The organism is Vibrio sp. J383, assembly GCF_023503985.1.
GTDB lineage: Bacteria > Pseudomonadota > Gammaproteobacteria > Enterobacterales > Vibrionaceae > Vibrio > Vibrio splendidus.
This window is the reverse complement of record NZ_CP097293.1, coordinates 1,898,478-1,922,319: the sequence shown is the minus strand read 5'-3', so window position 1 is coordinate 1,922,319 and position 23,842 is coordinate 1,898,478. Positions and strand designations below refer to the sequence as shown.

Below are 23,842 nucleotides of genomic sequence, written 5' to 3'. Positions count from 1 at the left end.
ACCAAATCAGGCTCACACGTTAATATTATAATGATCTGGATTACCCCAGTTCAATAAATCATGAGGTGTAAATGTTACTTATTCCTAATCTTCCACCCACTCTTGTCCACATTGCTCGCATTCATCACCTTCTGATGGCGCTTCTGGAAACTCATTATTACATTCTCCACAAGAGACATCTGAACCTGATTCTTTTTCGCATCCGCAATCTTCACAAGGTCCTTCTGCGCTACCTTCGGTAGTGATAACAGTATAACTATCAACACAGTCACCACACAAAGTCATCATTGGATACGCATCACGACTTTTATCTGCTGCTAAATCACCTTCAACTGTATACAGTTTCATTACCGACAATCCTTATATTTATTAAGATTTATATAACCTCCAACCTTACAAGGAAAGAACACCTACAAACCGATAAATACTTCACATTTTACCTATTAAATCAGGCAATTAAAAAACTCCTACTAATCACTACCCAAGTAAGCCAAGTCAATTGAAATCGCCGCTGCTGCCTCAACTGAGAAAACCAGAGCACTGCAAGTATCAAACGATGTCGGCATAAATGGGCTTCCTTTCGGAAGCAAAACGCTACCGTGTCAGCGATGTAGTTACTGACACATCTTTAGACTGAAATAACTTCAGTCATACCGTATGCGATGGTTCGCCCAGATTTGACTCACTACATTTTAATCGTAAAGATGCTCACACTATTCATTGCTTAAACCCATCAATTGAGGACAAAGCTCTGCTATCTTCGCTAATGCATACTGAGGTGCCGTGCAGTAACAAACATAATTTTCATCGCTACATAGCCAGTCTTCAGGCTGATAATCTTGTAGATGAGAAATGCGGGTAAATCCACAGAGTTCCAGTATGTTCTTTAGTTCGTGTGGGAATGATATTGAGTCCTCACTGCGATAAAATAGCAAAGTGTACTGGCCATCCTCATACCATATCTCCATACCATACTCCTGATCTTTGGTATGAAATCCACTTAAATCAAAAGAAGCTGTATCTTCGCGGCTACGAACACTTAAATAGGTCCTGTCCATGAAAGGAGCAGTACTCAATCCGCTGTCTTCCAATTCCAATTCCAAGTATCTTGAATACAACTCACTATGAGTATGATTTCTTTGAGACTCATGTAATAGCACTACCTCACGGGCATTTTTCACGATAAAGCCCTGATTGCAAAGACTATATAACTCGGGTTTACCTATTAACATCGCACGCCAATCAAACGGATTATCAGTCAATGCTTTTGCACAAATAGCCTCTAATCCAGATCTTAAGTCGTCAAGGTCAAAAGCAGGGTCATCCATCACTGCTTTTACGTATTTTTGCGCCTTATTCCATCTGTCTGACTCTCGCAACGAAACCCTTATTAGACGTCGCCAGGAGTGGTCACGCTCAACGTTGTTCTTATTTGTGCGCGAACTGAGAAGGTTAAATCTATCAGCACTCGTTGCTGTCAAGTACTCACCTTTTGAGAGTACAGCACGCTCCCACGCGAAATTTAGCGCCTTAGAACTAGGTGCTATTGCTGTGAATAATACTGAGCCTGCCTTTACATAGTATCTAAATTGCTCCAAGTAGTCTTCTTCTGCATCAAACCAGCCAACATTACCATGCTCATTAAAGTACTCGACAACTCCACTGAACTTTAGTGCATAACCAATTTGCCCTCTAAAGAACTCATGACCTTCAAGCTCCAGAATGGCAGTTTCCCATTCATGAGACTTCATCAATAAGTGAGCTTTCAATTTTTCTTCAAAAACCTGAATCGCAAGAAAACTATGGATGGGTACATCTTGAATAAGCAAATCAAGAATTGCGCCGTCCATTTGGGCTAATTCATCAATAGACCTCAGAGCCCTTTGATATTCGTCTACCGAATTAATGATGGTATTCTCGGTAAGATTGAAGACAACGCGCATCCAAGATAATAGCTCTACTCCAGCTTTGCCTTTTGCCACACAAGAATAAAAGGCATGAAACCTCAGCTTTTCCGGAAAGCTTGAACTATTGCCAATGACTTTCTCAAATATGCTTTCTTCATCATAGTACCTCTTATTCTCCAGATACTTAGCCACACCAAAGCATGGGCTTACAGTACCACGTACTAGATCTAGGTGTTTTATCAACTCAATGATCAATGGTTTCGTTATATAACGATACTGCTCATATTCCATAAAGGATAATTGATTAACTCTACCACCAGAACCAAACAACCGCTTCTGCAAGCTATAGTTATTCTCCTTTTCCTGCAGCAATAGGAAGTTCGCTACACATAGACCAATAAAGTTCATCAGCTCGTCATCATAAGTGTCATCTTGCGATGCAATATTACGATAGTGCCAAAACAAGTCGGTCCAATCAGTATCAATCTTGTGAATGAAATACTCATAGCCCAAAACAGGCTTTATTTTGAAACTCAATCGATATTCTGGCCATTCTCCAGAGAATGACTTAATAGTCTTTTCAAGCCTCGCTTTAAAGTTCTCGAAATCCGTCAGAGGCTTTCCTCTGGCATTCATTTTGATATATAAATCATCAGTTAGTTTGAACTGAGCGAGATTTAAGAATCGAAACGTAATTACAGGTTTTTCCTTATCGACAAGCTTTTCAAAGAAATCTGCATTACGGGCAAATTTATAGTGAATAGCATCCAGCATTGTTAACATAGAGCAGATGGTAGGATCGCTTTCCCAGGACAAATAGAACCATGCCTTATCTTTAATTGTCTTGCTTAAGTACTCAATTCCCGACTCCATCAGCAACGCATTGAAATCAATACCACTGGTCACTAATGCATTGCAAAATTCTTTTGAACTGCTGCGTGTTTCATAGGTAAAATGAGAGGTACCACCAGCACTCAACACCTTCCTAAAAGACTCTCCGTTCCCTGAAATTTGAGCAAGATACCAATGTAGCAAAAACAGGGTTGTCAATCGCTGCTGCCCATCCAGCGGAATGAAGCTATTTCGCCCTTTTGTATTTGTTGTTACGCTACCATAAACAAAATCCAAATCCCGAAAGGGCTCTCCTTGATCCAAATAGTCATGCAAAGCTTGCAAAAACGTATTGCGAACGTCAGCAACTTCTATCCTACCCTGAGCATAATCCCGCTGGATAATAGGGATCTCCACCTTCATATTCTTCTGCTCAAACATCTGGTAGAAACTAAGCCGTTCGCCTGAATTTGCATTGATTTCCATATCACTCATTCCTTTCACCTAGCTTTGGTAAATACTGCTTCAGTATTTGACTTATAGCCTCTTGATGATCCTTTGCATCTAATTCGCTCCAATGCATAGGCTCAATCACGGACTTGCTGTAGTACTTTAAGAACACGTTCTTAGTACATATGGGAACAAAAACTCCACGCTTGTCGTTATCTATTATGCGAGCTCGTTTGATTGGAAATAAAGCGTTCTTATAGCTGCGATTGGTAGAAGAATCTAATAGCGCCAAATTCCCTAACTCGTCTCGCCATGACACTTCAGCTTGCTCAAAATAACTAACCACTTCGTCATAGAACCCGGCGAAACCATCATCTAAGCGATCCTGAGCCAGTAGTTTATTTGCCAATGTAGCAAACTCGTGTTCCTTTTCTAAAGACTCTTCTTTAAATCGACTGCCGCTAAAATAGGCTTCGATATCACTAAGCCATTCAACGCGCGCAGCACCTACAGGAGCAGAATCTGACTGAGACCGAATATGCTCAATATCCCACCTTTCTTGTTTATAACGGTCAAAAGGAAAACGTATATCAGCCTCTCGCGTAGACAATAATGTTTGAATATTAAACAACAAAAGTATTTTCTTAATACGAGGATCACCATATGTCAGTCCTTCCAACTGACAGTAAACCTGCCGGCGAATACGATTTTTCAGGAAATTTTTAAAGTCTGTTTTAGTTGAACCTACCCGTTCTGACTCTTTTTTTAACTCAGCAATTCTCTCTCCACAATCCACAAGGTAGCCTATTAAATGATATAATTCCCTATCTTGAAACCATTCATCAAATGTAAGGAAATAGCGCTTAATTTCCTGCCACAATTGCTCAATATCAGCAGTACCAGCCTTAAAGTCGTCATGGAATTTATGAAAAGTGAAAAATGCCTCATCACTGGACTTCTTCCCCTTCATCAGGTCAAAAATATACTCAATCCGTGTCGGGTAGCGTTTACTTGAATTACTAAGAAAATACCAAAAAGCAGGTTCCTGAAGTCGCTTTTCTATTGTGTCCCATTCTGTAGCAATCTGCAGTTGCTTTAACCTAGCCTGGTCATCGTGAAAATGACTACGCTTTAGAAATAGAGCTTTAACCAACTCAGCATTAGTAAGCGGTATTTTGCCAATATTGATACGAGAAAAAACATCAATAGCATAGTCGTTGTTAATACACTCATCACTTAAGTCATACCAGATCACCTTTACAGAACGCTCTTCAGGAGATTTAGCCAACAATGTCGCCAATAACTTATTATTGTCATTGTAATCTTTTTCAGCAAACCAGTTTTTAATGGCTTCATATGCCTGTTTCATATGAAAAAAGTCAATATTGCAGGATTCAAGATCTTCGTGAATGCGTTGGATAAATGCATCACCTTCCTGACGAGTCTCATACTGTAAAACATATAGGGACTTTTTATACGCATCAGTCAAAGGGCGCCTTAGATGTTCCTGTTCTAGAAAGTGCAGAATAAGGTGTAGCGTTGTTAGCCTTTGCTGTCCATCAACAACCTGCCAACTACCCTGACCTCCAACTACAACCACAGGCTGAAGACAATAGAAGGCTGAACTGTTTCCGTCACCTAGCTGACTGAACTCCCAAATATCATCTAGCAATTCCTTAACTTGAATCGGACCCCAGCGATATCCTCGTTGATAAGCAGGGATGTAAAAAGACTCCCCTAGCAATTCATATATGTTTTTGAGACAAAGTTTCTCCGGTGGTTGAGATCCATTCATATTGCTTACATTGCCCTTTTGCCCATTACTTGATTATTCGAAACTATCAAAGCATCGACTCTATTTCAGTGCCAAGCAACACAAATTGCTAACTAAATATCAATGAATTACATTAGAAGCAATACTTTTAGCGCTTCCTTATATCATCTAAAAAAACCTCTAGCGGCTCTATCACGAACTTGTATCCGCCATTCCAGCCAGTCGTTAATATCGCTTTCAAGCCATGCGACGGTTCGTGAACCAATTGGCACACTCACTGGAAACTCTCCCTCTTTAATCTTGCTGTAGATAGCTGACTTACTTAAGCCTGTCTTTTCTTTCACTTCTTGTAATCGCATGAATCTCATATTGCTTCCTTGTTTTAAACTATTTTGCAGCACTAAAGACCCGACTACGGGTATGAGGGAGTCCAAGGACGTCCAGATATCGCTAGCACAAGAAAACAGAGCGTCCGCTCCGATTTACTGACTAGCTGTAATTATTGAATAAGATGAATGGTGGATTCGTTGAGTAGCACTGGGTAATTTCCAAACTTTAGCTGAATCATCATTACCTTCCTTACACTGCTGATAATCAATAATGAAGTACTCATACCTCGACCATTCATAGATAAAGGCAATCTGCGAATGAAAGTCCGAACAAGTCCATACCCGTCCACATATCGCCTCAATGAAATGTCGAGTCGATTCAAACAAATCTCAGGTACATATCATCCTCGTGCGTATACCCATTAGAAGGAATTCATTTATGCACGAATCAAGTAGTAAGCAATATTCATTTCACGAGCCTGTATCAGCCCATCAAGTACTTGAGAAAGCCGCTGAAATCATCGCGGAGAAATACCTGAGAGGAGATGCGTTCTGTAATCCAACCGCAACCAAGGACTACCTGAGATACAAGTTAGGAAACTATGAGCGTGAAGTTTTTGCCGTCATGCTGCTTGATAACCAGCATCGGCTTATCGAGTTTAATGAGCTTTTCTTTGGGACGATTGATGCAGCCAGTATCTACCCTAGGGAAGTTGTTAAGCTTGCACTAGAACACAATGCCGCTGCGGTTATGTTCGCCCATAACCACCCTTCAGGCGTTGCTGAGCCATCACAAGCTGACAAACGCATTACCAATCGATTAAAGGATGCTTTAACTCTGGTTGATGTACGAGTACTCGACCACTTCGTTATTGGTGAAACTTGTGTGTCCTTCGCTGAGAGAGGTTGGATATGAACAGTACAATCACAAACAGTTTCAAACTTAACCTACTCCACCAGCTTGCAGAGATGGTGATTAACCAATATGACGTCTCCACAGCAACAAAACGAGTCGCGATTAATCTTAAAGTAGCAAGCTTCTATCGCAACCGAAGCGGGATACAGCCCATTGAAATTCAGCTCGAACGAGGCAGTTCTAAGGAGCCTTGGGAAGTTCGATTCGTCGCTTCTTTTGATTACCCCACACCAGAAGCCGAGAGCGTTGATGTAGCACTGTACTTCAACTTCAAATATCAATGGTTCTATCAACCAGACATCCAACGATGCGAGCTCAATCGGCCTGAGGTGCAGTCGCTCTTTATTAGCTGGCTTAAGGCGTTCACCAACCACCTAAAGACGTCACAGTTCGATACACAGACTCTAACTATCGTCAGTCAATTTCAGTAGTCGTTTCTTCCCTCCAGTTCAACGACAACTACCTAGTAATCAACATCTATTCATTGAGGAATTCATTATGTCTACCAATACACCTGTAAAAGCCTTATTCAGCAAATGCTCACTACCCATATCAGTTAAGCTTCAAACTATTCTGCTTAAGCACATCAACCCTCAACCTAACCAATCATGCGGCCACTTCACGCTGAACTTTCGTGATACGACCTACAGTGCAGAAGCTGGCGGTTATCACCCTGTAGAGATAGCCTTGCAAAAAGACAGTGCGGAACGTTGGTCCATTCTCTACATCACAGATTTTGCGTACATGGGGAATTACTACCCTGAACTAGAAAGAAATGTTGATTTCGATATTGGCAACAACATGGCTTTCTTCACCGGTGTCGGTTGGCAAGCAATCGATGCTTATGGGGTCAATGATTTCTACAAGATATGGGAGAGTAACTTTCTGTCGTACTTAGATATGGAGTCTTATGATCAGATTGAAGTAAGTAACTGATACCAAGCTTGATATATCCTCAAGGGTAGATACAGGTGTTGCTACTGCACCTGTACTTTAAATCTCATTGCATGAATGATGAACTCATTACTCATCCATTCTTAGTGGTTACAAACTAAGTCAAAAGAGAAGAGAAAAAAGAAATAAGGATGTCGTACTACGTACTCCATTTGCTTTATAGAGACCCAAGCTTTTTTACCTATCTCTCTACCCACCTGACCCTAGTACTCGAAAGTGCTAGGGCCAAGAGCAATGATGACTCACTACTCTCATAGATATAGGTAAGTTGAGTAAAAAATCTCAATGATCATGTTTCAACCACAGTTCTTCAACGTATCCGAGAAGTATTCGATTGAAAGTAATTTCAAATCTATATCATTCAGGTGACTCGCGAATGATTAACAAAGGAGGCCATCAAACCGACTCAACGCCAATAAAAGCGGCATAAATGCCTCTGGCATACCAGAGGCTGAATTTTCTATTCGATAAGGCAGGTATTGCCACATCGCTCTATACGATGGTGAGTTCTCATTAATCACTAGAGCATAACAAGTATCTGACTCTCGCCATGACAATAACCAATAAACCCACCACAACGGAACAGTTGTCTTTGGCTTTCGAGCTGTATCATCGCATCCCAAAAGGCCGAAAGGTTACGGCTCAGCAGCTACAACTCGAATTATCCCATGCAGGAATTGAGCGCGACATTCGAACGATACAACGTAACCTTGATGTCGTTGTTCAATATCTCGATGTAGACAAAGACACTAGAAATAAACCCTATGGATACAGTCGAGAACTAATCAGCCAGATCGTACTAGGCCCACGAGAGTCCATTGTGTTACAGCTAGCAAAGGCTCTGGTGACTGACGTTCTACCCACTCCTCTACACTATGCGGTCGAATCTGCATTTCAACTAATACTGAACCACCAGCACAGCTACCCAGGGGTACAGCAACCAAATGGTCAATCCAAGAAGGTGAATACCAATATTGATCGCAGCTCTTACTCTGAAATTACTGAGCTAACCAGTACCTTTGAACCGTTATCCTTGGCATTGACTTACCAACGCCTGATATCCGTTACTTTTATAAACGAACACGTCATTGAGAGTATCAAGCCCCTCGGCTTAGTGCTGTCATCCGACACTTTTCACCTTGTTTACCAGCACACCAATAGCGAATACGACAACCTTCCACTGAATCAAATCAAAACGGTTAAAGTACTCACCTTTCATTTTGATTACCCCTCAAGCTTTCAACTTTCTGATTATCAAATCCGTCATCAAACCAGTCCACATGCTGAACCAGAAGACATTTTAATTAATCAGTAAATCGATCCGGCAGATAATGCCACATCATGCATTAACCTAGCGTTGTTTCAACATCTGCGAACTTATGGGGCCACTTACTCCCTTTCAACTCGCAGAGCCATAGCTCTACTTAAATTACACCATGTGTGGATCATCAACTAAATCTCCAACTTGATTGATACACAAAGGCAGAAAATATGATGTATGCAAAGTAGCGCCTTGTCTTCGCTTACCCAAGGAACTCAAGTCGAGAGGGACGGCCGCCCTCTCTGTATGGCCTTCTAAGCTTGGTAACCGCGCAATACTAGTCAGATATCAATAACCACCTACAAACACCACACATCAAGTCCTACGTCGTTAATTCGCCCTAAACAAATTAAACCACCACTTATTACTCAATGAGGAAACCAACATGAAAACAATGATTAAAACTATCGCGATAGCAACAGCTGTATTATCAATGAATACGTTCGCTAACACTGCTATCGAAAGCTTAAGTATCGAAACCATCAAGCAGGAGCTTACACCAGCCCAAATTGAGCAAGTTCTAAAACAATGGAAAGCGAATCAGCTAGAGAGCCTTGAAACAAAAGCTCAGGCTATTTCTGATCGTGCACCAATTGAAGCGCGTCGTGAGTTAGTCAAGCAGCAAATCGACCATGAATACAAACAAACGTTAAATACGTTTGGTTTGTAGTAAGCTGTAGGGAGTTTCGCGCTCCCTATTTTTTTGGCCATATTCACATTTAGATGCCTCGCGGAGTCGGATCCCGCTTTAACCGACTCGCCTATCAACAATCCCAAGCTAGCGGCTCTTGAGATATATATTATTAAAGAAAAAGGCTTTTTTGCGAAAATTAGACCGGTCTCATCATATGTAGGACATCACCGCTGCTAACATGTTATTCCTTAAATTTTCTGTAAAGGAATCAACCTAATGCCAAAAGATATCGATATAGCTGAGCAAGAAGAAATGTACGAAGAAGCCAAGGAGCAAAGAATTAAAGAGGCCGTTAAGAATGGGATGAACGAGATTGAAGCAAGGCAAGCGATTGAAGATGAAGATAATCACGATCCAGCTAAAGGGGCTTATGAAGCAAATTAAGCCTGACAATCATCTTAATAGGGGAGCGTTTACTCCCCTAGCTAACTATTGCACTGTTGGTAACAAAGAAAACATCCACACTTCAATTTGATTACCTAACGTCGGCTAGTCGCAAAATTCTTGCCTTTGTTGCCATAGCGCTTAGTTTCAAATTTGGCTAAATAGCTTAACCGATGAAATACCGTATTACATTGTTCGGGGTAGTCCTGTGCGTTCTTGTCTAAGCTATAAACAGGGTTTTCAGGAATATGTATGAGAGACATTGAACTTTCTGGAGAAAGCGACAGAGCACTAGCCCAAGCTCGGTAAATTTTGCCTGCAAGGTTGTTATTCAATTCACCGTATCTACCAAAACCAAAATAGGCATCTCTGTTTAGAACCAGAGCCACATGATAATGAGGATTTATAGATTGACTGATTTCTTTAGCCCAAACATAACGAACAGTACATCTGTAGTAACGCTTACCTTCTCTTTTTTTCTTAGCTCCATCAGCTTGCAGTTGTGCTTTAAAAGACTCAATGAAACGTGTAATCACTGAAGAGTCATACTCCAAAGGATAGTCAGGGCAATCTATCCCCTTAGGTAAATGCAGATCAAAACGAAGTACCGCTACTCTCGAATACTCCTCCATAGCTTTATTAAATACACTTCTAATTCCATTTAAATATTCAGAACATAAATCATATTTGGCAATAACATCTAACCCTTCAAATTCAGGGTTATTTAAAGTAGTTAAACGTTTAGTCGAATACATAATAGTCCCCAACAAGTAACAAATAGAGTCAAATAAATATAAACATATATTACCCTACCAACCATTAACCTTGTAATAGTTGTGAGAATAAAAATAAAAACAAAGAGGGATCACCTGAAATAATTAACACCTAAAGGTCAAATAAACTCTGATAAAACATTTACACGACATCCAAATATAAATATCAATCATGTTATTTTTTTCAAGTGGTTTGTTTAGTTAAAAATCTCATTAATTACTTGATATGAAGTCTCAAGGTTATAAATGTTCCATTCCAATTTCTCTCTTCTTTTGGCCTCAACCCAAGCCGCTACATCACTTCCTAACCACCGGGAAACTCTAAGGCCGACTTTAATACACTGCGAAAATTGTCCTGTACTCATATAGTGATAGATTGTTGTTTTACTAAGCCCTGTCACTCCGCAACTTGATCTATTCATAGTAACTTCATTTTCTAACCTAAATTATTCATTAAAGAACTTCGTCGATTAATATTGATAGGTCATGTTTAAGTTGCTCGGCATCAAATGCATCTTTGGGGTATAAATCAATAACTCTAGTTCTATGTATTACCACCTCTTTAAAATTGTTTGTTCTCCTTAACTCATCCAATGCCAAATCCAGATCCTTTTTCTTTCTTGTCCCATTAGGCCCATATTGAAGCAGATCATTCCTCTTTATATATCGAACCCCACACAAGGACTGATTACAAAACCAAAAATATAGATTATCAGCATCTACCACGTATTTTGGTGGAGCAGAAAAAACCTTCATGAACTCATTTGAGAAATAAGCAACTAAGTCAATTGCTTCCAATAATGTATCTAAAGATATTTCTTCTTCTGATAAATTATCGAAACTATGAACTAGGGCTGCCAACCTAGCGATATTTTCAGGCAACTTTGACGCGTGATCCTTTGCATGCTCAAATGCGCCATCTGGTCCCATCTCTAGTTCAATATGATTAGCTATATCAAACCAAGCTTTTTTTGCTTCATTGGAAAAACTAACCGTTCTCTTGTTCGTATAGCCTGATAAAGCAGCGGACTGTGACAACAGCTGGTGGAGCCTTTCGTTAAACCGATTCAAGTTACCCTCAGAGTAATCAATACCGTAGGATTGCCTAAAACCACAATTAGATTCCGGTGCGCAGACAAGAAATCGAGACAAAAAACCATTTCCGCGAACGTCTCCTTTCGTTTTATTCATGAACCGTTCTAAAGCACTCCATTGTGTCATGATATTCATTGTCAGTCGGGCACCACCTACCGTGAAGGAGCCAACTGATTTTCTGCTTACCGTTATTTCATCGCCACTCCAAATAGAGTTAAGATTTGCTGTCTGAGACATGATTCGACTATTCAGCAACACTCCTCCTTCACTAGAACCAAGATAAGCATTGGGAATATGTTCGCTTAAATCACTGAGCAGAGCCTCTATGGTACTGTCTTCGAAAATCAGAGAATCAAGTACGGGTTTCTTCGGCTTACTAGAGTCGTGATCTATCAAAGCATTCACTAGTTCATCATATGCCTCATCTAAATCGATAGATTTCTCTATCTGAGCCTTTTTCTTGTCATGAAGTCTTGATCTAATCGCGTACTCCTTTAGTTGGCTTTGGTAATGCTCCATATTTTCTCTATGGAATAACTTAATCCCTTTCGTAAGTAAATTTTCTACAGACGATTTTCGTTCCCCAGACTCGGCAATGCTCAGTGACATCAAAGAGACTGGAGCAATTTTACCCGTAGGCAGCTCTACATTTATCAAGCCCTGCAATGCTACAGATACAGCACTGATCGTGGTCAAATACACCATAGGTGATGGTGCTTGAGTAATATCTGCTGCTTCGTTAAACGCCTTAGCTATTAAGTCTGATTTAACGACATTCGGGGTAATTTCACAATTTACTGGAAAGTAAATTTGGCGTTGCTGTCTCATATACAATCCTTCGAGTTAACCATTATCTTGGGGCGAAAATTCAGCATTAACTGTAGATTGATGCTTCATCAGATTGATCCAAATAATGATTCCTTCCATTTGCCACCCAACCGCTCTAGCTCCTAGCTTAATTTTAGGTGGGAATGTTGGATCAAATCTTGATGAGTTAGGGTTTTGTTTTTCGTAGATAGTGGTACGGGAAAGACCTGTTAGCGATATTAGATCTCTTAAGCGTAAGATTCGGTTTGTGTGATGTGCTAATTGTTCTTGTTGCATCTGATTTCTCCCAAATGGTTCGATGGGAGAAGTAAACAGCAACGTCGAGAATAAGTCATAGGAGATAGGCGTCATTTAGAGGAAAAAAACGACTGCACCCCTTATATTTAAAGAGGTTAAACTCCTTTCATTTTGTTTTGTATTGGTCTGGACGTATAATTTTTTCAGCTGCTTGTGCATATGTCGAATTGATTTCAAGCTCTTCTATTGCACTCGTAACGTGTTCGATACGCTGCTTTATTTCTTTCCCCGTTAAACCCAACGCACCTTGCCAATAAGTATCAAATATTTCTTTCAAGTACGGAAACTGACAACCTTTGTTTTTGGCACGTCCAGTCGGCTTTGGGCTTATCAAAAAAGCTCCAGCTTCACGAAGTGGCTTAGTATGGAAGCTATGACACTGCCTTCCTATAAAGCTGGAAACACCGCCAGATAAAGTCGGATCTTTTTTAACGTAAATTTTAAACCCAACTTTTGACAACTCCAAAAAAGATGATGAGACGTGATATTCCGGCTCTAGATGGTAAATGCTCTTTTCGTAATCAACTTGATTGAAAAGCAATTTCGAAACATCGGCTTCCAAGATATAGCCTTCCTGAGCGACAACATTCTGGATCTTTATGTGGTCCAAAGGGACGTTGAACTTAGGCTCTATAGTAGCTGCTTGCTTACATACCGCATACTTCAGCTTTACGCCGGTAAACTTAACAACGGAAAATTTGTTTTCGAGGGCTACATTATGAGACTCATCAACTTCAAAAATGTACTTCGATACAGGTACTGACCTACATAGATTCAAATCATCCTCACCATCAAAAAGAAATACTCCTTTGAACGAATTAACTGATACTTCGTGAGAAGCCACGAGCTTCTTTACATCATCAGGGGTTAATTCCAAAAGTTCAATATCATCAAGTTTGGTCGATGCATACAACTCAGAAGTATTTATGCGTGGAGCCCCGAATGGATCGAATTCTTGGTCCCTGAAAAAGTACCTATTTAGCTGCGATTTCTTAAGTAAAGCGCTTTCACTCAGAACTACATCGGCCTCGGTAAGTTGCTCAAGTTTTGGATCAATAGCCCATACATTGCAGCCATCAGGTACCTTCACGAAAACAGAAATGCCCAAACCATGGCATTTATTTAGTTTATCAGCGATAGCTCTATCAGAGTCTATATCACCCAACATGTAAAACTTTTTGTTCGATAGCCTCATCTAACTACTCCACTTGTCGCTACAAGTTGCTATTAATAGCAGAAATAGCAGCTACTAAATGTTTTCAGGTTCATAGAAATACAATACCCCATAGGAGAAGGTCTCAATACTCATAGTGATCTAGAAAGTCATAACCCCACCGGAAAGTTGGTGATTGAACTGTAACTGTAACTTACCATCAAGCTAACCACGATGTTGGAGGTTAGGGCTATTAAGACGCAACATATACGCCCTTTAGAAATCATTTATATCGGACACAAATTCATCTACTGCTTGTCGGATATTTAAAGCAAAGACTTCAGCAAGCTTTGACATTGGTTTGTAAGCAAGTGTGAGTATTGCGTGATCATAAGCTATAGCAGGAGCAAAAGGACGAAATACAACGTCCCCTTGATTTCCTTTATATAGTTTATAACTAGCGGCACTGATAGGGTCACAGAGCTCATAACTGTTGTTCGACGAACTCAAAACCAGAGATGTATTCAAGTGTGTAAGTTATATGTTGCTTTTGCACTCCTATACTACTAACCCACAACCTTAAGACTCTTCTTACCACTCATCGACAGACTTCCTGTTGCAGCCTCTTCAATATGCTCGCTCCACCACGCCATTAGAACTTTACGACGCTCAAGGTAATCAGTACGGTTGTACGCGCTTCTTACCTTATCTCTATCCACATGAGAAAGTGCAGCTTCAATAATGTCAGGGTCAAAGTTCTGTTCATTTAGAGTGGTACTGGCTAATGCTCGTAAACCGTGAGACGTTTGCCTACCCTTCATGCCCATTCTTACCAATGCTTTATTTGCTGTCTCTTTGTTGATGTGATTGTGGTTGCTTTTGTCTGCTGGGAAAATGTATTCACTTTCACCCGTGATGAAATCAATCGTCTCTAATAGGTCTAAAGTTTGTTTTGTTAAAGGAACAGTGTGCACTCTTCCCTTTTTCATTCGTTCAGCAGGAATGATCCAAAGCCTCTTTTCTCTGTCAATTTCATCCCAACGTGCCCCAGCCGTTTCAGCAGGCCTTGTCATGGTGTGAAGTTGCCATTCCAACAAGCAGCGAGTGATGGGCTTAATTGATGCGTAGTTGATTATTTTGAGAAGCTCTGGAAGCTCGTCAGGAGTTAGCGACGCTTGGTTGGTTACCTTAGCAGTCTCAAATGCTTTACCAATACCTGCGAGCTTGTTGTGCTCAATCACACCCGTGTTTACTGCAAAGGTCATTATCTCATTGAGGTTACGACACAAACGCCCTACTGTTTCTAATTTACCTTGATTCGCAATGGGTTTAATTGTTTTTATCGCTTGTGGTGCCGTAATGTCACCAAGTGGACACTTACCCAGATCCGGCAAAAGGTACTTTTCTATTCGTTGTTTTAACTTTTTAGCCGTTTGCTCTTTGACGCTTGTTCTCTTCACTTCAATCCAGTCATCAAATACCGACTGTAACGTATTCGACAATTCTAACTGTTTTTCTCTAAGAGTAGTGTCACGGTGCTCTTTAGGATCAATACCATCAGCAAGTAGTTCTCTAGCTTCAATAGCTTTGGTTCGAGCTTTAGCAAGCGATACAGATGGGTATTTACCAATACTGAGGTTTGCTCGTTTACGAGTAATTGGACGGTAATAGTTAAAGAGCCACAATTTGGAACCATTGGGCTTTATTCTCAATGCAAGACCATCACCATCGAGCAGGCTATATTCCTTTTCTTTTGGTTTTGCTTGTAAGATCTGAGTCGCTGTTAATGGGGTTGTTTTCCTAGCCATAGTAACATCACCAATCCATATTTCCTGTAGTGTTACTAACAGTGTTACTTTAAACGGTGGATTTTACAACACATCACGGGATCTCTTGGGACCAAGAAATGGTTAAGAGTCTGATAAAACAAGGAATTATAGGCACAAAAAAGCCCACACTAGGTGGGCTTTCTTTTTGAATTTGGTGCCCGCTACTGGACTCGAACCAGTGACACCTTGCATGTCATGCAAGTACTCTAACCAACTGAGCTAAGCGGGCAATGCTTTGAAACTTAACTAACCGCTTTACTAAGTGGCTAACGCTTCAGAACGAGATGGATAATAACGAGTGAATGGGTAGCGTGCAAGGATAAATTTGCACAAAACGGTTCGTTTGCTTTTAAAAACAACAATCAGAATAAATTTTAAACACAAAGCAGATCAATGGCTTGAAGTAGATCACATTTCGCCTCTAGTTCAATAGCTATATACATCTGCCTGTTTCGTGTCTTACCCCTCTAATAAAGCATTTTAACTCAAGATATTAGTTAGAATCTTCATCCACATCGAATACAACGTTGTAGTTCTCTGTATACGTACAGTTTGGTTGACGGCTACAAGTGAAAAAGCGTCGGCCTTTGTAATCGCCTTGGCTGGCCAGTTTGATGATCATTGGGCTGCCACACTTCTTACAGAATCGAACTTCTTTTGATGGCTCGATTAAATCGATGTGTGCTGCCAGTAACCTCTTCAAACGACTCACTTGGTAGCTGTGTTTAATAGATGCACCAATCAGTGGCAAGCCTGCCGATTTACACACGTGGATCAGTAGCTTTTCTCGATCGGCCTTTCCCTTGTTGAGCTCTTTGCCGTTATCAAGTTCTATGATCACGCGGGGCTCTAACGTTCGCGGGTCGCACACGACAAAATCAAAGTAGCTACGTGAGATTTTGTTGTTGGCGATAAACCAATTCTTCTTGTTGTTCGCCTTAGCAGGAACAAGAACGTTCGACATGCTGACCTTGGCAAACACTTCGCCATGGTTGCCCACCGCGGATTTAAGTGCGTTATAAAATGTCGCCTGTTGCGCCGACATCAACGACCCTTTTTTCTGGTAAGCATGATCTTTGGTGTCGTCATGCTTCACTAGATACTTTTGGATAAAGTAAAAGAACACAACCAGAACAATTACAACGATAAAGATATTAGTCATTTTCCAACACAATCACGTCTGTATAGGGATTAAAAGAGTGGCTAGCGTATGTAGAAAAGCATCACGTGGCAAGCAAAAGAGCGAGAGTTGCCAACCAGAATCACGACCTTTGAATGCTGTAATCAACAAAAGGTCGCTCATACGCTAGACACACCTCTCCTATTTGCTAATCAAATCATCAATTACACTCTAGATTGATTCAGATCAATTTACCTAAATTTGTGATCAACTAGTCTGAAAAACGTTAGGCAAATGTTAATAAGGAAATTGATATGGAACTCAAACAAGACCCAAGATGTTATACGGACGTATGTGTAGACGGTAAATGGTTCCACTATGACCACTGCGGAACTCGAGCTTATATGTTAAAAGGCGGTGCTTCAGCGGTGATTGAACTAGCAAGAGAACCGGCGACAGAGGGCGAACTGGTTGAAATGCTGCAAGGTGCCGCTAAATAACTCATTTAGAAAATGTTGATATAGATAAACTCGACATATCGCTAAGTAAACCCTACTTCTCACTCAAATTTTGATATTAGCGATCTCAGAGTGTTCCAGAAGCCATTCTTATCTCACGAAGATCAGAATGGCTTTTTGTTTGCTGATTAGCGATTAACTTTCAGCGATGATGACTTGATTCCTACCCGACTCTTTCGCTTGATATAATGCATCATCCGCGGCTTTGAGGTACTTCTTGTAAGTATCTTGATTGAGTTGCTCATGAGCAATACCAATCGACGCTCCTATCGATGTGGTGAGGTCTAAAGAGCCGGAGTGCGTATCAATGGGTGTTTCGGAAATAGCTAAACGGATAACGTTCAACTGTTGCTCAGGATCAATGGAACCGGACAGCAGCATAACAAACTCTTCACCACCCCAACGAGCCACTACATCATTTGGGAATAAGTGTTGTTTTACTCGCCTTGCGACTTCCACTAAAACCTCATCACCAATATCATGTCCAAAGGTGTCATTAACGCGCTTAAAGTGATCAAGATCTAGAATAACGAGACTGATTCCAAACCGTGAAGTATTAAATGGCATTGGCTGAGTTAACAACTGCTCTAGATAGCGTCGGTTGTACAAACCCGTTAGCGCACACGTTGTAGATTGAGTAACCAGCGCTTTATTTTTCCTTTGTATCGAGCTAAGCCTTATCAACAATAATGCGGCGCTGATCATCACCATGATACCCAACGCGACAACAATTCGATTTCGTAACTGCTGCTTGTCTAATGTCAGCTCCCCAAGTTCTTTTTCTGCGTTAAGCAGTTCATTTTCTTGGGCTAATGATGCCGTGGCGAAATCTTGCTCTAGTAAAAAAATATCGCTTTGGCGTTTATCAAACAACAGCGCTTTGTTACCTTTGTAGTAGAGCTTAAAATAGCGAAGTGCATTCTCGCTGTCGCCTCTCGAGTCGTAATATTCAGCAAGTGTTCTTAAACCAAGGACTTTCCAACTGCGACTACCCACAACGTCGAACATTGCAGACGATCGCTTAAGATCAGCAAAGACAAAATTATCTCGGTTCAAACCGATGTTTGCCAAGGCTCTGTTCAAGTAACATTGGCCCATTTGAAGTGTGTATTTGTCCACTCTCGGATATCTAAGACACAAGTTTGCGACTTGCCGTGCTGACTCAAAGTTCCTTTCGGCCAACAACACGTCACTCTCTGCTTTCAACAAAATGATTTTGTATCGCTCACTCACGTTATCGCCATTGAGCTTAGTCGCACTTTGATATGCTTCTCGGCCTTTAACCAAATCACCACTGCGTAGATAAGCAAAAGACTCATTCACATGCAGCACACCTATGGTCGAAGCTTCGAGTAGTCCACTCTTGTAATAGAGTTTTTTGGCTCTTTTCATCAGCTTGAGCGCTTTAGGCCAGTCTTCCAAATAGATATAAAGCAGTGCCATGTTTGACACTAACTTACTGTTATAAATATGCCCTGGATATTTTTTCCCAAGATCGAGCCCTTTATGGAAAAAGTACTGTGCTTCGGGAAAATCATTGCGGATATTGTTTATTGCTCCAGCAGTGTTATAAGCCTTTATCAATAACTCTTCGTAATGAATTGACTCAGCAATATCGATAGCAGCTCGAATTTGCAGTTCGGACTCTGCTAACTCGCCTTTGCTTATATACTCTATCGAAAGCTCAACAAGTGATTGTGCTTTTAGCCAAGCAAGATCTTCTGCTTGCGCTAACGCTTTTATTTTTCTTACATATATTGCTACGGCTTCTGTATCGAGTTCGTGTTGTGAAAGGTTCGATGAAATCATCAGCTCATAGGCGCGATAAATCGCTTTATCTTGATTGGGACCTCTTTCTTTTAGTGATTTTAGCTTTTGAGAAGCAAGTTGAGGGTCACCACGAGACAACTGAAGTATATCGATCAACTCCGTGCCATATCGAGTTAGTGATAGTTCTTTCTCAGGACTAAAAGCACTGGGGTTATCTGGCCTTATAGACTTCAAATCCTCATCATATGAAGGATAAAGCAAATACAGCCCTAATATTGCACTCATGGCAACAACAAGCAGGAATGATCCTAACACATTGTTTCTATTCATTTATCAGTGCCATTATTGATTGCATTACAATTTCATCGACGTTTTTTTAGAGCGGTTAAACATTATACACGACAGATATACAGATTAAAATCCTGTGCACCGGTGGATCTGAGTTGGCTTTTTCTAATTAATTAGAATAATCAGGCAACTTTCTTGATTTAACTCAGACAATCATCCTACAAAAAGGCGTTATAGTAATTTTCCTGTTCCTACCTCCGCAGCTTCTTTAGAACGAGCGGAAGCATAATGAGAATTAACAATGACCCAAATTAATGAACAACGTCTTGTAGAACATTTCTGCAATCTAGTGAAAATTGATAGTGAATCTCGTAATGAAAAAGCGATTGCTGAAGCTTTGGCTGAACAACTTGGTGAACTAGGCTTTGAAGTTCACAAACTGGCTGTCCCTACAGAAGTGTCTAACGGTTTCAACATCTACGCTCGTCTAGATGGCACTCTTCCAGGCAGCACAGTATTCAGTTGCCACATGGACACAGTAACGCCAGGTATCGGCATTGAGCCAATCATTGAAGACGGTATCATCCGTTCAAAAGGCAACACAATTCTCGGTGGCGACGACAAGTCTGGTATCGCAGCTATCATGGAAGCGGTTCGTTGCATCAAAGCTGAAGGCAAAGAGCACAAAACTATCGAGATTGCGTTCACTGTCTTCGAAGAAGGCGGTCTGTTCGGCTCTTTGAACTTCGATATGTCTTACATTCAATCTGAGCACGCTATCGTACTGGATACAGGCGGCCCAATTGGCACCATCGTAAACGCAGCTCCGGGTCAGCAAAAAATTGTTGCTAAAATCAAAGGCCGCCCTGCTCACGCTGGTTTAGCGCCAGAAGAAGGCATCAGCGCAATTCAAGTTGTTGCAGACGCTATCACTAAGATGAACCTACTTCGCATCGATGAAGAAACGACAGCAAACGTTGGTATTGTTGAGGGTGGTCAAGCGACTAACATCGTAATGCCAGAGCTTAAAGTCGTGGCTGAAGCACGTTCTCTAAACGGCGAAAAGCTAACGGCTCAAGTTGAGCACATGATCTCGACATTCCAAGAGAGTGCAAAACAGTTCGGCGCTGAAGTAGAAATCGAATCAACGCGCGCTTACGATGCATTCGTGATTGCAGACGATCACCCGCACATTCTTTCTATCAAATCAGCATTTGAGAAGCTTGGCGTAACAGCAAACACTAAACGCACTGGCGGCGGTAGCGATGCAAACAACTTCAATGCGAAAGGCCTAACAACGGTTAACCTTTCAACTGGTATGGCGAAAGTTCACACCACTGAAGAGTACATCGCGGTTAAAGATATGGTCGCTATCACTGAGTTTGTAGTCGCTTACGTGACTCAATAGTCTTACTGGTTAACTAGCCAGTCTTATTTGTTAACTAGACAACCTTACTCGTTAATGAAATAGAAAATGCCATCTAGTTAATGTCAAAAAGCCGAGTTCACGTATGATCCGTGACTCGGCTTTTTTGTAGTCTGAGTTTAGCTAGAAGATTAAGCTTAAAACCCTCTACGCTTCCAGAATTGGCCTTCGTCTTTTGCAACAAGGTCGAATGTCTTATCGGCAATGATGTTGCCTTTTAACTCCACGGTCATGCGCCACTTGCCTAGCTTGTTCGAGACTGGCGCCCAGATGGTGTCGCCTAAGTAGAAATCCCAGTCGTTGTTACCGACATGCTCTTCACCATCGAACGGTTCGAGCACTTCGCCCTTGTCTGTGGTGATATCCGGGTGATAGATGCAGTAGCGGATCTTTTCACCTTTGGCTTTTTTGATATTCAGGATATAGCCAAACTCTACGTCGATTTCAGCATCAACGATGGTAGTGAACTCTTGGATTTTTGGAAGGTCTTTAGATTTTGAATCCCATGTGGAGTAGATACCATAGGAGGTCATGTCGACCACAACTGAGCGCTTTGCCATTTCAATCGTTACCTTGAAGTTGTTCTATTCATTTAATTCTATTTGCCATTCAGCCAAGCTGGATAAGCACGAGGCTATTCTTGCCAATCTTTTGCCATGCGCTTAATCACAGACGGTTCGATGTCGTGAATACTGCCATATTGCTCTCGGCACACTTCGATGATCAAGTCAGCTTTGTATTTTCTTGCAAGTTGACGGTAAGCCTTCATTTCCCAATGCTTAATAAAGGTATTCGAAACAACAACATCTAACCCTTGTTTCAAGCCATTTTCTGTCGTGTTTTGACACCACTCATGTGCTTGTTGTAGCTGCCTTGGATCAAAATAGTAATCACCTTGCTCATTCACGTAATACATATCCGCTTCGACATGCAATGCATCGTAGGTTTTTGCTTTTGTTGACTTGCCAGAACCGGGCAACCCTCGAATGAGTATTAACTTCATCTGTCACTTTACAGGCTAATTCGAAAACATGAGTTTATCGTAAATGCTAACCGCTTGCTCTGATAACTGCCTAGTTCTACATAACAGAACCAAGCACTTATGCCTTACTCGGGTAGTCGTTAAACATTATAAGACTTCGTCGAAGCCGGTAGATGGCTTCTGATAGAAAACACAAATAATTTACATCTATCCATTTTGGATATCGACAAGCGTATCAAACTACTATAGATTTAGATGTATAGACGTCTACATATCTAGCTTAGGGAGAAAGCTTTGCCTATTCGCATTCCAGACCAATTGCCAGCATCTGATGTTCTTCGTGAAGAAAACATCTTCGTGATGCCGTTATCAAGAGCATCGACACAGGAAATTCGTCCACTTCGAGTCTTGATCCTCAACCTAATGCCGAAGAAGATTGAAACTGAAACTCAATTCTTACGCCTACTATCGAACAGTCCATTGCAAGTGGATGTTGAGCTGCTGCGCATTGATGACCGACCAAGCAAAAACACACCGACTGAACACCTTGATAACTTCTACCGCCAATTTGAAATGGTCAAAGGGAGAAACTTTGATGGATTGATCATTACTGGTGCACCGCTTGGCTTGGTTCAATTTGAAGATGTTATCTACTGGGACCACCTAAAAACCATCATGGAATGGGCAAACAAGCACGTGACCTCAACCTTGTATGTGTGTTGGGCGGCTCAGGCGGGTTTGAAATTACTGTATGACTTGCCAAAGCGCACTCGCAAAGAGAAGCTTTCTGGTGTTTATAATCACGAGATTCATCACCCTTACCACCCGCTTCTGCGTGGCTTTGACGATACCTTCTTAGCACCGCATTCTCGCTACGCAGATTTCTCTCAAGAATACTTAGCCGAGCATACCGACCTTGATGTTCTTGCGACTTCTGATGTGGCTGGCGTATATCTGGCGGCGACCAAAGATAAGCGAAACGTGTTTGTAACGGGTCACCCTGAATACGATGCGCATACATTACACGGTGAGTACGTTCGTGATTTAGGCGAAGGCATGGAACCCGTGATTCCAATCAACTACTACCCGAACAACAATCCAGATAATAAGCCTGTCGCAAGTTGGCGTAGTCATGGGCACTTGTTATTCTCAAACTGGTTGAACTACTGCGTTTACCAACAAACGCCTTACGATTTGGATCACTTCAGCGAAGACAACTTTACCAAAGACGATTAAGTTCTTTCTTTCGATTCACAAACACATAAAGCCGTGTTCAGTAGGTTGTTGATAAAACGCCAAATTGGACGCGGTTTTTTTATGGTGTTTGAGTCGCATTCCATAATAGATTTACCACTTCAATAGATTTGATTTCATATGATGGGTTGGTGTTCATAAGGAGCTTCACATGCCCGCCAACTCGTTATTATCTAAACCTATTTCATTATCCCGCCCTCTTTCGTTATCGAGTCTGATACTACTCGCCTCTCTTTCGTTGGTCGGTTGCGTTTCTGTCACTGAAGGACCGCCAAAGATTGAAAGTGACCCTATTGCGATGTCTGAATCTCGTATTGAATTAGGTTTGGGTTATATGGGGCAAGGGAATATGGTGAGAGCACGTGAGAACCTAGAGCTCGCCATCAAACACGCACCTAGCTACTATCGAGCTCGCCTTTCCATTGCGCACTATTACGAACAAGTTGGGGAAGTTGACGAAGCAAGAAACGCCTATAAGAAAGCGCTGAGGTTAGACGCAAGAAACGGCAACGTATTGAACAACTACGGTACATTCTTGTGTAAACAGGGCGAATACGAGCAAGCCGATAAATACTTTAACCGTGCCATCGACCAACCCTATTATTATCTCGTCTCTGCCAGTTATGAAAATGCGGCATTCTGCGCGTTTAAAGCCGGAGAGGTCGAGCAAGCAAAATACTACTTCTCTCGTGCGATTGACCACGACCCAAATCGAGCTAGATCCGTACTACAGCTTTCTAAAATTGAAGTCAGTGAGGCCGAATACAATGACGCTAGGCTCCGCTTATTCAAATTTCACCAACGTTATGGCTATCAAATTCCATCGCTTCAAATCTTGGTCGAACTCGAAAAGAAGGCGGGTAACCGTGCACTTCAACAGAAATACCAAAGTAAATTAGACGAACTGCTCTCCGTTTAAGGCTAACTGAGCTTAGAGTTGTTGCGTTAG

24 protein-coding genes and 1 tRNA gene are annotated in these 23,842 nt (G+C 41.3%); 10 read left to right on the top strand and 15 right to left on the bottom strand.

Annotation, left to right across the window (positions count from 1 at the left end):
- Positions 1 to 84: 84 nt before the first annotated feature.
- The 4 genes from M4S28_RS08680 to M4S28_RS08665 all read right to left on the bottom strand — a co-directional run bounded on the left by M4S28_RS08680 (position 85) and on the right by M4S28_RS08665 (position 5,330).
- Positions 85 to 348, bottom strand: a complete 264-nt coding sequence (locus tag M4S28_RS08680; protein ID WP_249632744.1) for a hypothetical protein — start codon at positions 346 to 348, stop codon at positions 85 to 87.
- A 365-nt stretch (positions 349 to 713) separates the two neighbouring features.
- Positions 714 to 3,233 carry a GmrSD restriction endonuclease domain-containing protein gene (locus M4S28_RS08675; protein ID WP_249631593.1) on the bottom strand — a complete coding sequence of 840 codons (2,520 nt, stop codon included), beginning with the start codon at positions 3,231 to 3,233 and terminating at the stop codon, positions 714 to 716.
- Positions 3,226 to 4,983, bottom strand: coding sequence for a DUF262 domain-containing protein (locus tag M4S28_RS08670; protein WP_249631592.1), 1,758 nt, complete (start codon positions 4,981 to 4,983; stop codon positions 3,226 to 3,228). The genes M4S28_RS08675 and M4S28_RS08670 overlap by 8 nt, the downstream gene beginning before the upstream one ends.
- A gap of 143 nt (positions 4,984 to 5,126) precedes the next feature.
- Complete coding sequence (locus tag M4S28_RS08665; protein ID WP_048667407.1) at positions 5,127 to 5,330, bottom strand: helix-turn-helix transcriptional regulator; 204 nt, start codon at positions 5,328 to 5,330, stop codon at positions 5,127 to 5,129.
- 400 nt (positions 5,331 to 5,730) lie between these two features.
- On the opposite strand from M4S28_RS08665, the gene radC reads away from it, so the two are divergent.
- The 6 genes from radC (at position 5,731) to M4S28_RS08635 (ending at position 9,560) form a co-directional block, all read left to right on the top strand.
- The gene (radC, locus tag M4S28_RS08660; RefSeq protein WP_249631591.1) at positions 5,731 to 6,207 is read left to right on the top strand and encodes a RadC family protein; all 477 of its coding nucleotides are present in this window, start codon (positions 5,731 to 5,733) and stop codon (positions 6,205 to 6,207) included.
- Positions 6,204 to 6,638, top strand: coding sequence for a DUF2787 family protein (locus M4S28_RS08655; RefSeq protein WP_249631590.1), 435 nt, complete (start codon positions 6,204 to 6,206; stop codon positions 6,636 to 6,638). The genes radC and M4S28_RS08655 overlap by 4 nt, the downstream gene beginning before the upstream one ends.
- Before the next feature lie 67 nt (positions 6,639 to 6,705).
- Positions 6,706 to 7,143 carry a DUF2787 domain-containing protein gene (locus M4S28_RS08650; RefSeq protein ID WP_249631589.1) on the top strand — a complete coding sequence of 146 codons (438 nt, stop codon included), beginning with the start codon at positions 6,706 to 6,708 and terminating at the stop codon, positions 7,141 to 7,143.
- A 568-nt stretch (positions 7,144 to 7,711) separates the two neighbouring features.
- Positions 7,712 to 8,476, top strand: coding sequence for a helix-turn-helix transcriptional regulator (locus tag M4S28_RS08645; protein WP_249631588.1), 765 nt, complete (start codon positions 7,712 to 7,714; stop codon positions 8,474 to 8,476).
- A 391-nt stretch (positions 8,477 to 8,867) separates the two neighbouring features.
- A complete protein-coding gene (locus M4S28_RS08640) occupies positions 8,868 to 9,152 on the top strand; it encodes a hypothetical protein (RefSeq protein ID WP_048667401.1) in 285 nt (94 codons plus the stop codon).
- 240 nt (positions 9,153 to 9,392) lie between these two features.
- Positions 9,393 to 9,560 (top strand): hypothetical protein, encoded by a 168-nt coding sequence (locus tag M4S28_RS08635; RefSeq protein WP_155413382.1) that lies wholly within the window; start codon positions 9,393 to 9,395, stop codon positions 9,558 to 9,560.
- Positions 9,561 to 9,655: 95 nt separating this feature from the next.
- On the opposite strand, the gene M4S28_RS08630 is transcribed toward M4S28_RS08635, so the two are convergent.
- From M4S28_RS08630 to M4S28_RS08600, 8 genes are all read right to left on the bottom strand, one after another.
- Entirely contained in the window at positions 9,656 to 10,315 is a 660-nt protein-coding gene (locus M4S28_RS08630; RefSeq protein WP_249631587.1) for an inovirus Gp2 family protein, read from the bottom strand.
- Positions 10,316 to 10,530: 215 nt separating this feature from the next.
- Entirely contained in the window at positions 10,531 to 10,698 is a 168-nt protein-coding gene (locus M4S28_RS26610; RefSeq protein ID WP_503031265.1) for a helix-turn-helix transcriptional regulator, read from the bottom strand.
- Positions 10,699 to 10,786: 88 nt separating this feature from the next.
- The gene (locus tag M4S28_RS08625; RefSeq protein WP_249631586.1) at positions 10,787 to 12,256 is read right to left on the bottom strand and encodes a YfjI family protein; all 1,470 of its coding nucleotides are present in this window, start codon (positions 12,254 to 12,256) and stop codon (positions 10,787 to 10,789) included.
- A 15-nt stretch (positions 12,257 to 12,271) separates the two neighbouring features.
- Positions 12,272 to 12,532 (bottom strand): helix-turn-helix transcriptional regulator, encoded by a 261-nt coding sequence (locus tag M4S28_RS08620; protein ID WP_048667397.1) that lies wholly within the window; start codon positions 12,530 to 12,532, stop codon positions 12,272 to 12,274.
- Between the two features lie 127 nt (positions 12,533 to 12,659).
- The gene (locus M4S28_RS08615; protein WP_249631585.1) at positions 12,660 to 13,721 is read right to left on the bottom strand and encodes a hypothetical protein; all 1,062 of its coding nucleotides are present in this window, start codon (positions 13,719 to 13,721) and stop codon (positions 12,660 to 12,662) included.
- A 551-nt stretch (positions 13,722 to 14,272) separates the two neighbouring features.
- Complete coding sequence (locus tag M4S28_RS08610; RefSeq protein ID WP_102554889.1) at positions 14,273 to 15,514, bottom strand: integrase domain-containing protein; 1,242 nt, start codon at positions 15,512 to 15,514, stop codon at positions 14,273 to 14,275.
- 173 nt (positions 15,515 to 15,687) lie between these two features.
- Positions 15,688 to 15,764, bottom strand: a tRNA-Val gene (locus M4S28_RS08605).
- Positions 15,765 to 16,028: 264 nt separating this feature from the next.
- Positions 16,029 to 16,697 carry a DUF2726 domain-containing protein gene (locus M4S28_RS08600; protein WP_004734944.1) on the bottom strand — a complete coding sequence of 223 codons (669 nt, stop codon included), beginning with the start codon at positions 16,695 to 16,697 and terminating at the stop codon, positions 16,029 to 16,031.
- Between the two features lie 272 nt (positions 16,698 to 16,969).
- Between M4S28_RS08600 and M4S28_RS08595 the strand changes: the two genes are divergently transcribed.
- Positions 16,970 to 17,155: a hypothetical protein gene (locus tag M4S28_RS08595; RefSeq protein WP_004734943.1), complete on the top strand. Its 186-nt coding sequence runs from the start codon at positions 16,970 to 16,972 to the stop codon at positions 17,153 to 17,155.
- A gap of 153 nt (positions 17,156 to 17,308) precedes the next feature.
- Here M4S28_RS08595 and M4S28_RS08590 read toward each other — a convergent pair whose 3' ends face one another.
- The gene (locus M4S28_RS08590) at positions 17,309 to 19,273 is read right to left on the bottom strand and encodes a tetratricopeptide repeat-containing diguanylate cyclase (RefSeq protein WP_249631584.1); all 1,965 of its coding nucleotides are present in this window, start codon (positions 19,271 to 19,273) and stop codon (positions 17,309 to 17,311) included.
- A 259-nt stretch (positions 19,274 to 19,532) separates the two neighbouring features.
- Between M4S28_RS08590 and M4S28_RS08585 the strand changes: the two genes are divergently transcribed.
- A complete protein-coding gene (locus tag M4S28_RS08585; RefSeq protein ID WP_249631583.1) occupies positions 19,533 to 20,639 on the top strand; it encodes a M20/M25/M40 family metallo-hydrolase in 1,107 nt (368 codons plus the stop codon).
- A gap of 155 nt (positions 20,640 to 20,794) precedes the next feature.
- Here the strand turns inward: M4S28_RS08585 and M4S28_RS08580 are convergent, their stop codons facing one another.
- The gene (locus tag M4S28_RS08580) at positions 20,795 to 21,217 is read right to left on the bottom strand and encodes a DUF3859 domain-containing protein (RefSeq protein ID WP_017083493.1); all 423 of its coding nucleotides are present in this window, start codon (positions 21,215 to 21,217) and stop codon (positions 20,795 to 20,797) included.
- A gap of 74 nt (positions 21,218 to 21,291) precedes the next feature.
- Positions 21,292 to 21,660 carry an ATP-binding protein gene (locus M4S28_RS08575; RefSeq protein ID WP_017092626.1) on the bottom strand — a complete coding sequence of 123 codons (369 nt, stop codon included), beginning with the start codon at positions 21,658 to 21,660 and terminating at the stop codon, positions 21,292 to 21,294.
- A 273-nt stretch (positions 21,661 to 21,933) separates the two neighbouring features.
- Between M4S28_RS08575 and metA the strand changes: the two genes are divergently transcribed.
- The gene (gene metA, locus M4S28_RS08570; protein WP_004734938.1) at positions 21,934 to 22,875 is read left to right on the top strand and encodes a homoserine O-acetyltransferase MetA; all 942 of its coding nucleotides are present in this window, start codon (positions 21,934 to 21,936) and stop codon (positions 22,873 to 22,875) included.
- 169 nt (positions 22,876 to 23,044) lie between these two features.
- Positions 23,045 to 23,812: a type IV pilus biogenesis/stability protein PilW gene (gene pilW / locus M4S28_RS08565; RefSeq protein WP_249631582.1), complete on the top strand. Its 768-nt coding sequence runs from the start codon at positions 23,045 to 23,047 to the stop codon at positions 23,810 to 23,812.
- The last annotated feature ends 30 nt before the right edge of the window (positions 23,813 to 23,842 follow it).

What these genes read in the sequence shown, in the direction of transcription:
- M4S28_RS08680 (WP_249632744.1), bottom strand. Translation starts at nt 348, where the DNA reads ATGAAACTGTATACAGTTGAAGGTGATTTAGCAGCAGATAAAAGTCGT.
- M4S28_RS08675 (WP_249631593.1), bottom strand. Translation starts at nt 3,233, where the DNA reads ATGAGTGATATGGAAATCAATGCAAATTCAGGCGAACGGCTTAGTTTC.
- M4S28_RS08670 (WP_249631592.1), bottom strand. Translation starts at nt 4,983, where the DNA reads ATGAATGGATCTCAACCACCGGAGAAACTTTGTCTCAAAAACATATAT.
- M4S28_RS08665 (WP_048667407.1), bottom strand. Translation starts at nt 5,330, where the DNA reads ATGAGATTCATGCGATTACAAGAAGTGAAAGAAAAGACAGGCTTAAGT.
- radC (WP_249631591.1), top strand. Translation starts at nt 5,731, where the DNA reads ATGCACGAATCAAGTAGTAAGCAATATTCATTTCACGAGCCTGTATCA.
- M4S28_RS08655 (WP_249631590.1), top strand. Translation starts at nt 6,204, where the DNA reads ATGAACAGTACAATCACAAACAGTTTCAAACTTAACCTACTCCACCAG.
- M4S28_RS08650 (WP_249631589.1), top strand. Translation starts at nt 6,706, where the DNA reads ATGTCTACCAATACACCTGTAAAAGCCTTATTCAGCAAATGCTCACTA.
- M4S28_RS08645 (WP_249631588.1), top strand. Translation starts at nt 7,712, where the DNA reads ATGACAATAACCAATAAACCCACCACAACGGAACAGTTGTCTTTGGCT.
- M4S28_RS08640 (WP_048667401.1), top strand. Translation starts at nt 8,868, where the DNA reads ATGAAAACAATGATTAAAACTATCGCGATAGCAACAGCTGTATTATCA.
- M4S28_RS08635 (WP_155413382.1), top strand. Translation starts at nt 9,393, where the DNA reads ATGCCAAAAGATATCGATATAGCTGAGCAAGAAGAAATGTACGAAGAA.
- M4S28_RS08630 (WP_249631587.1), bottom strand. Translation starts at nt 10,315, where the DNA reads ATGTATTCGACTAAACGTTTAACTACTTTAAATAACCCTGAATTTGAA.
- M4S28_RS26610 (WP_503031265.1), bottom strand. Translation starts at nt 10,698, where the DNA reads ATGAGTACAGGACAATTTTCGCAGTGTATTAAAGTCGGCCTTAGAGTT.
- M4S28_RS08625 (WP_249631586.1), bottom strand. Translation starts at nt 12,256, where the DNA reads ATGAGACAGCAACGCCAAATTTACTTTCCAGTAAATTGTGAAATTACC.
- M4S28_RS08620 (WP_048667397.1), bottom strand. Translation starts at nt 12,532, where the DNA reads ATGCAACAAGAACAATTAGCACATCACACAAACCGAATCTTACGCTTA.
- M4S28_RS08615 (WP_249631585.1), bottom strand. Translation starts at nt 13,721, where the DNA reads ATGTTGGGTGATATAGACTCTGATAGAGCTATCGCTGATAAACTAAAT.
- M4S28_RS08610 (WP_102554889.1), bottom strand. Translation starts at nt 15,514, where the DNA reads ATGGCTAGGAAAACAACCCCATTAACAGCGACTCAGATCTTACAAGCA.
- M4S28_RS08600 (WP_004734944.1), bottom strand. Translation starts at nt 16,697, where the DNA reads ATGACTAATATCTTTATCGTTGTAATTGTTCTGGTTGTGTTCTTTTAC.
- M4S28_RS08595 (WP_004734943.1), top strand. Translation starts at nt 16,970, where the DNA reads ATGGAACTCAAACAAGACCCAAGATGTTATACGGACGTATGTGTAGAC.
- M4S28_RS08590 (WP_249631584.1), bottom strand. Translation starts at nt 19,273, where the DNA reads ATGAATAGAAACAATGTGTTAGGATCATTCCTGCTTGTTGTTGCCATG.
- M4S28_RS08585 (WP_249631583.1), top strand. Translation starts at nt 19,533, where the DNA reads ATGACCCAAATTAATGAACAACGTCTTGTAGAACATTTCTGCAATCTA.
- M4S28_RS08580 (WP_017083493.1), bottom strand. Translation starts at nt 21,217, where the DNA reads ATGGCAAAGCGCTCAGTTGTGGTCGACATGACCTCCTATGGTATCTAC.
- M4S28_RS08575 (WP_017092626.1), bottom strand. Translation starts at nt 21,660, where the DNA reads ATGAAGTTAATACTCATTCGAGGGTTGCCCGGTTCTGGCAAGTCAACA.
- pilW (WP_249631582.1), top strand. Translation starts at nt 23,045, where the DNA reads ATGCCCGCCAACTCGTTATTATCTAAACCTATTTCATTATCCCGCCCT.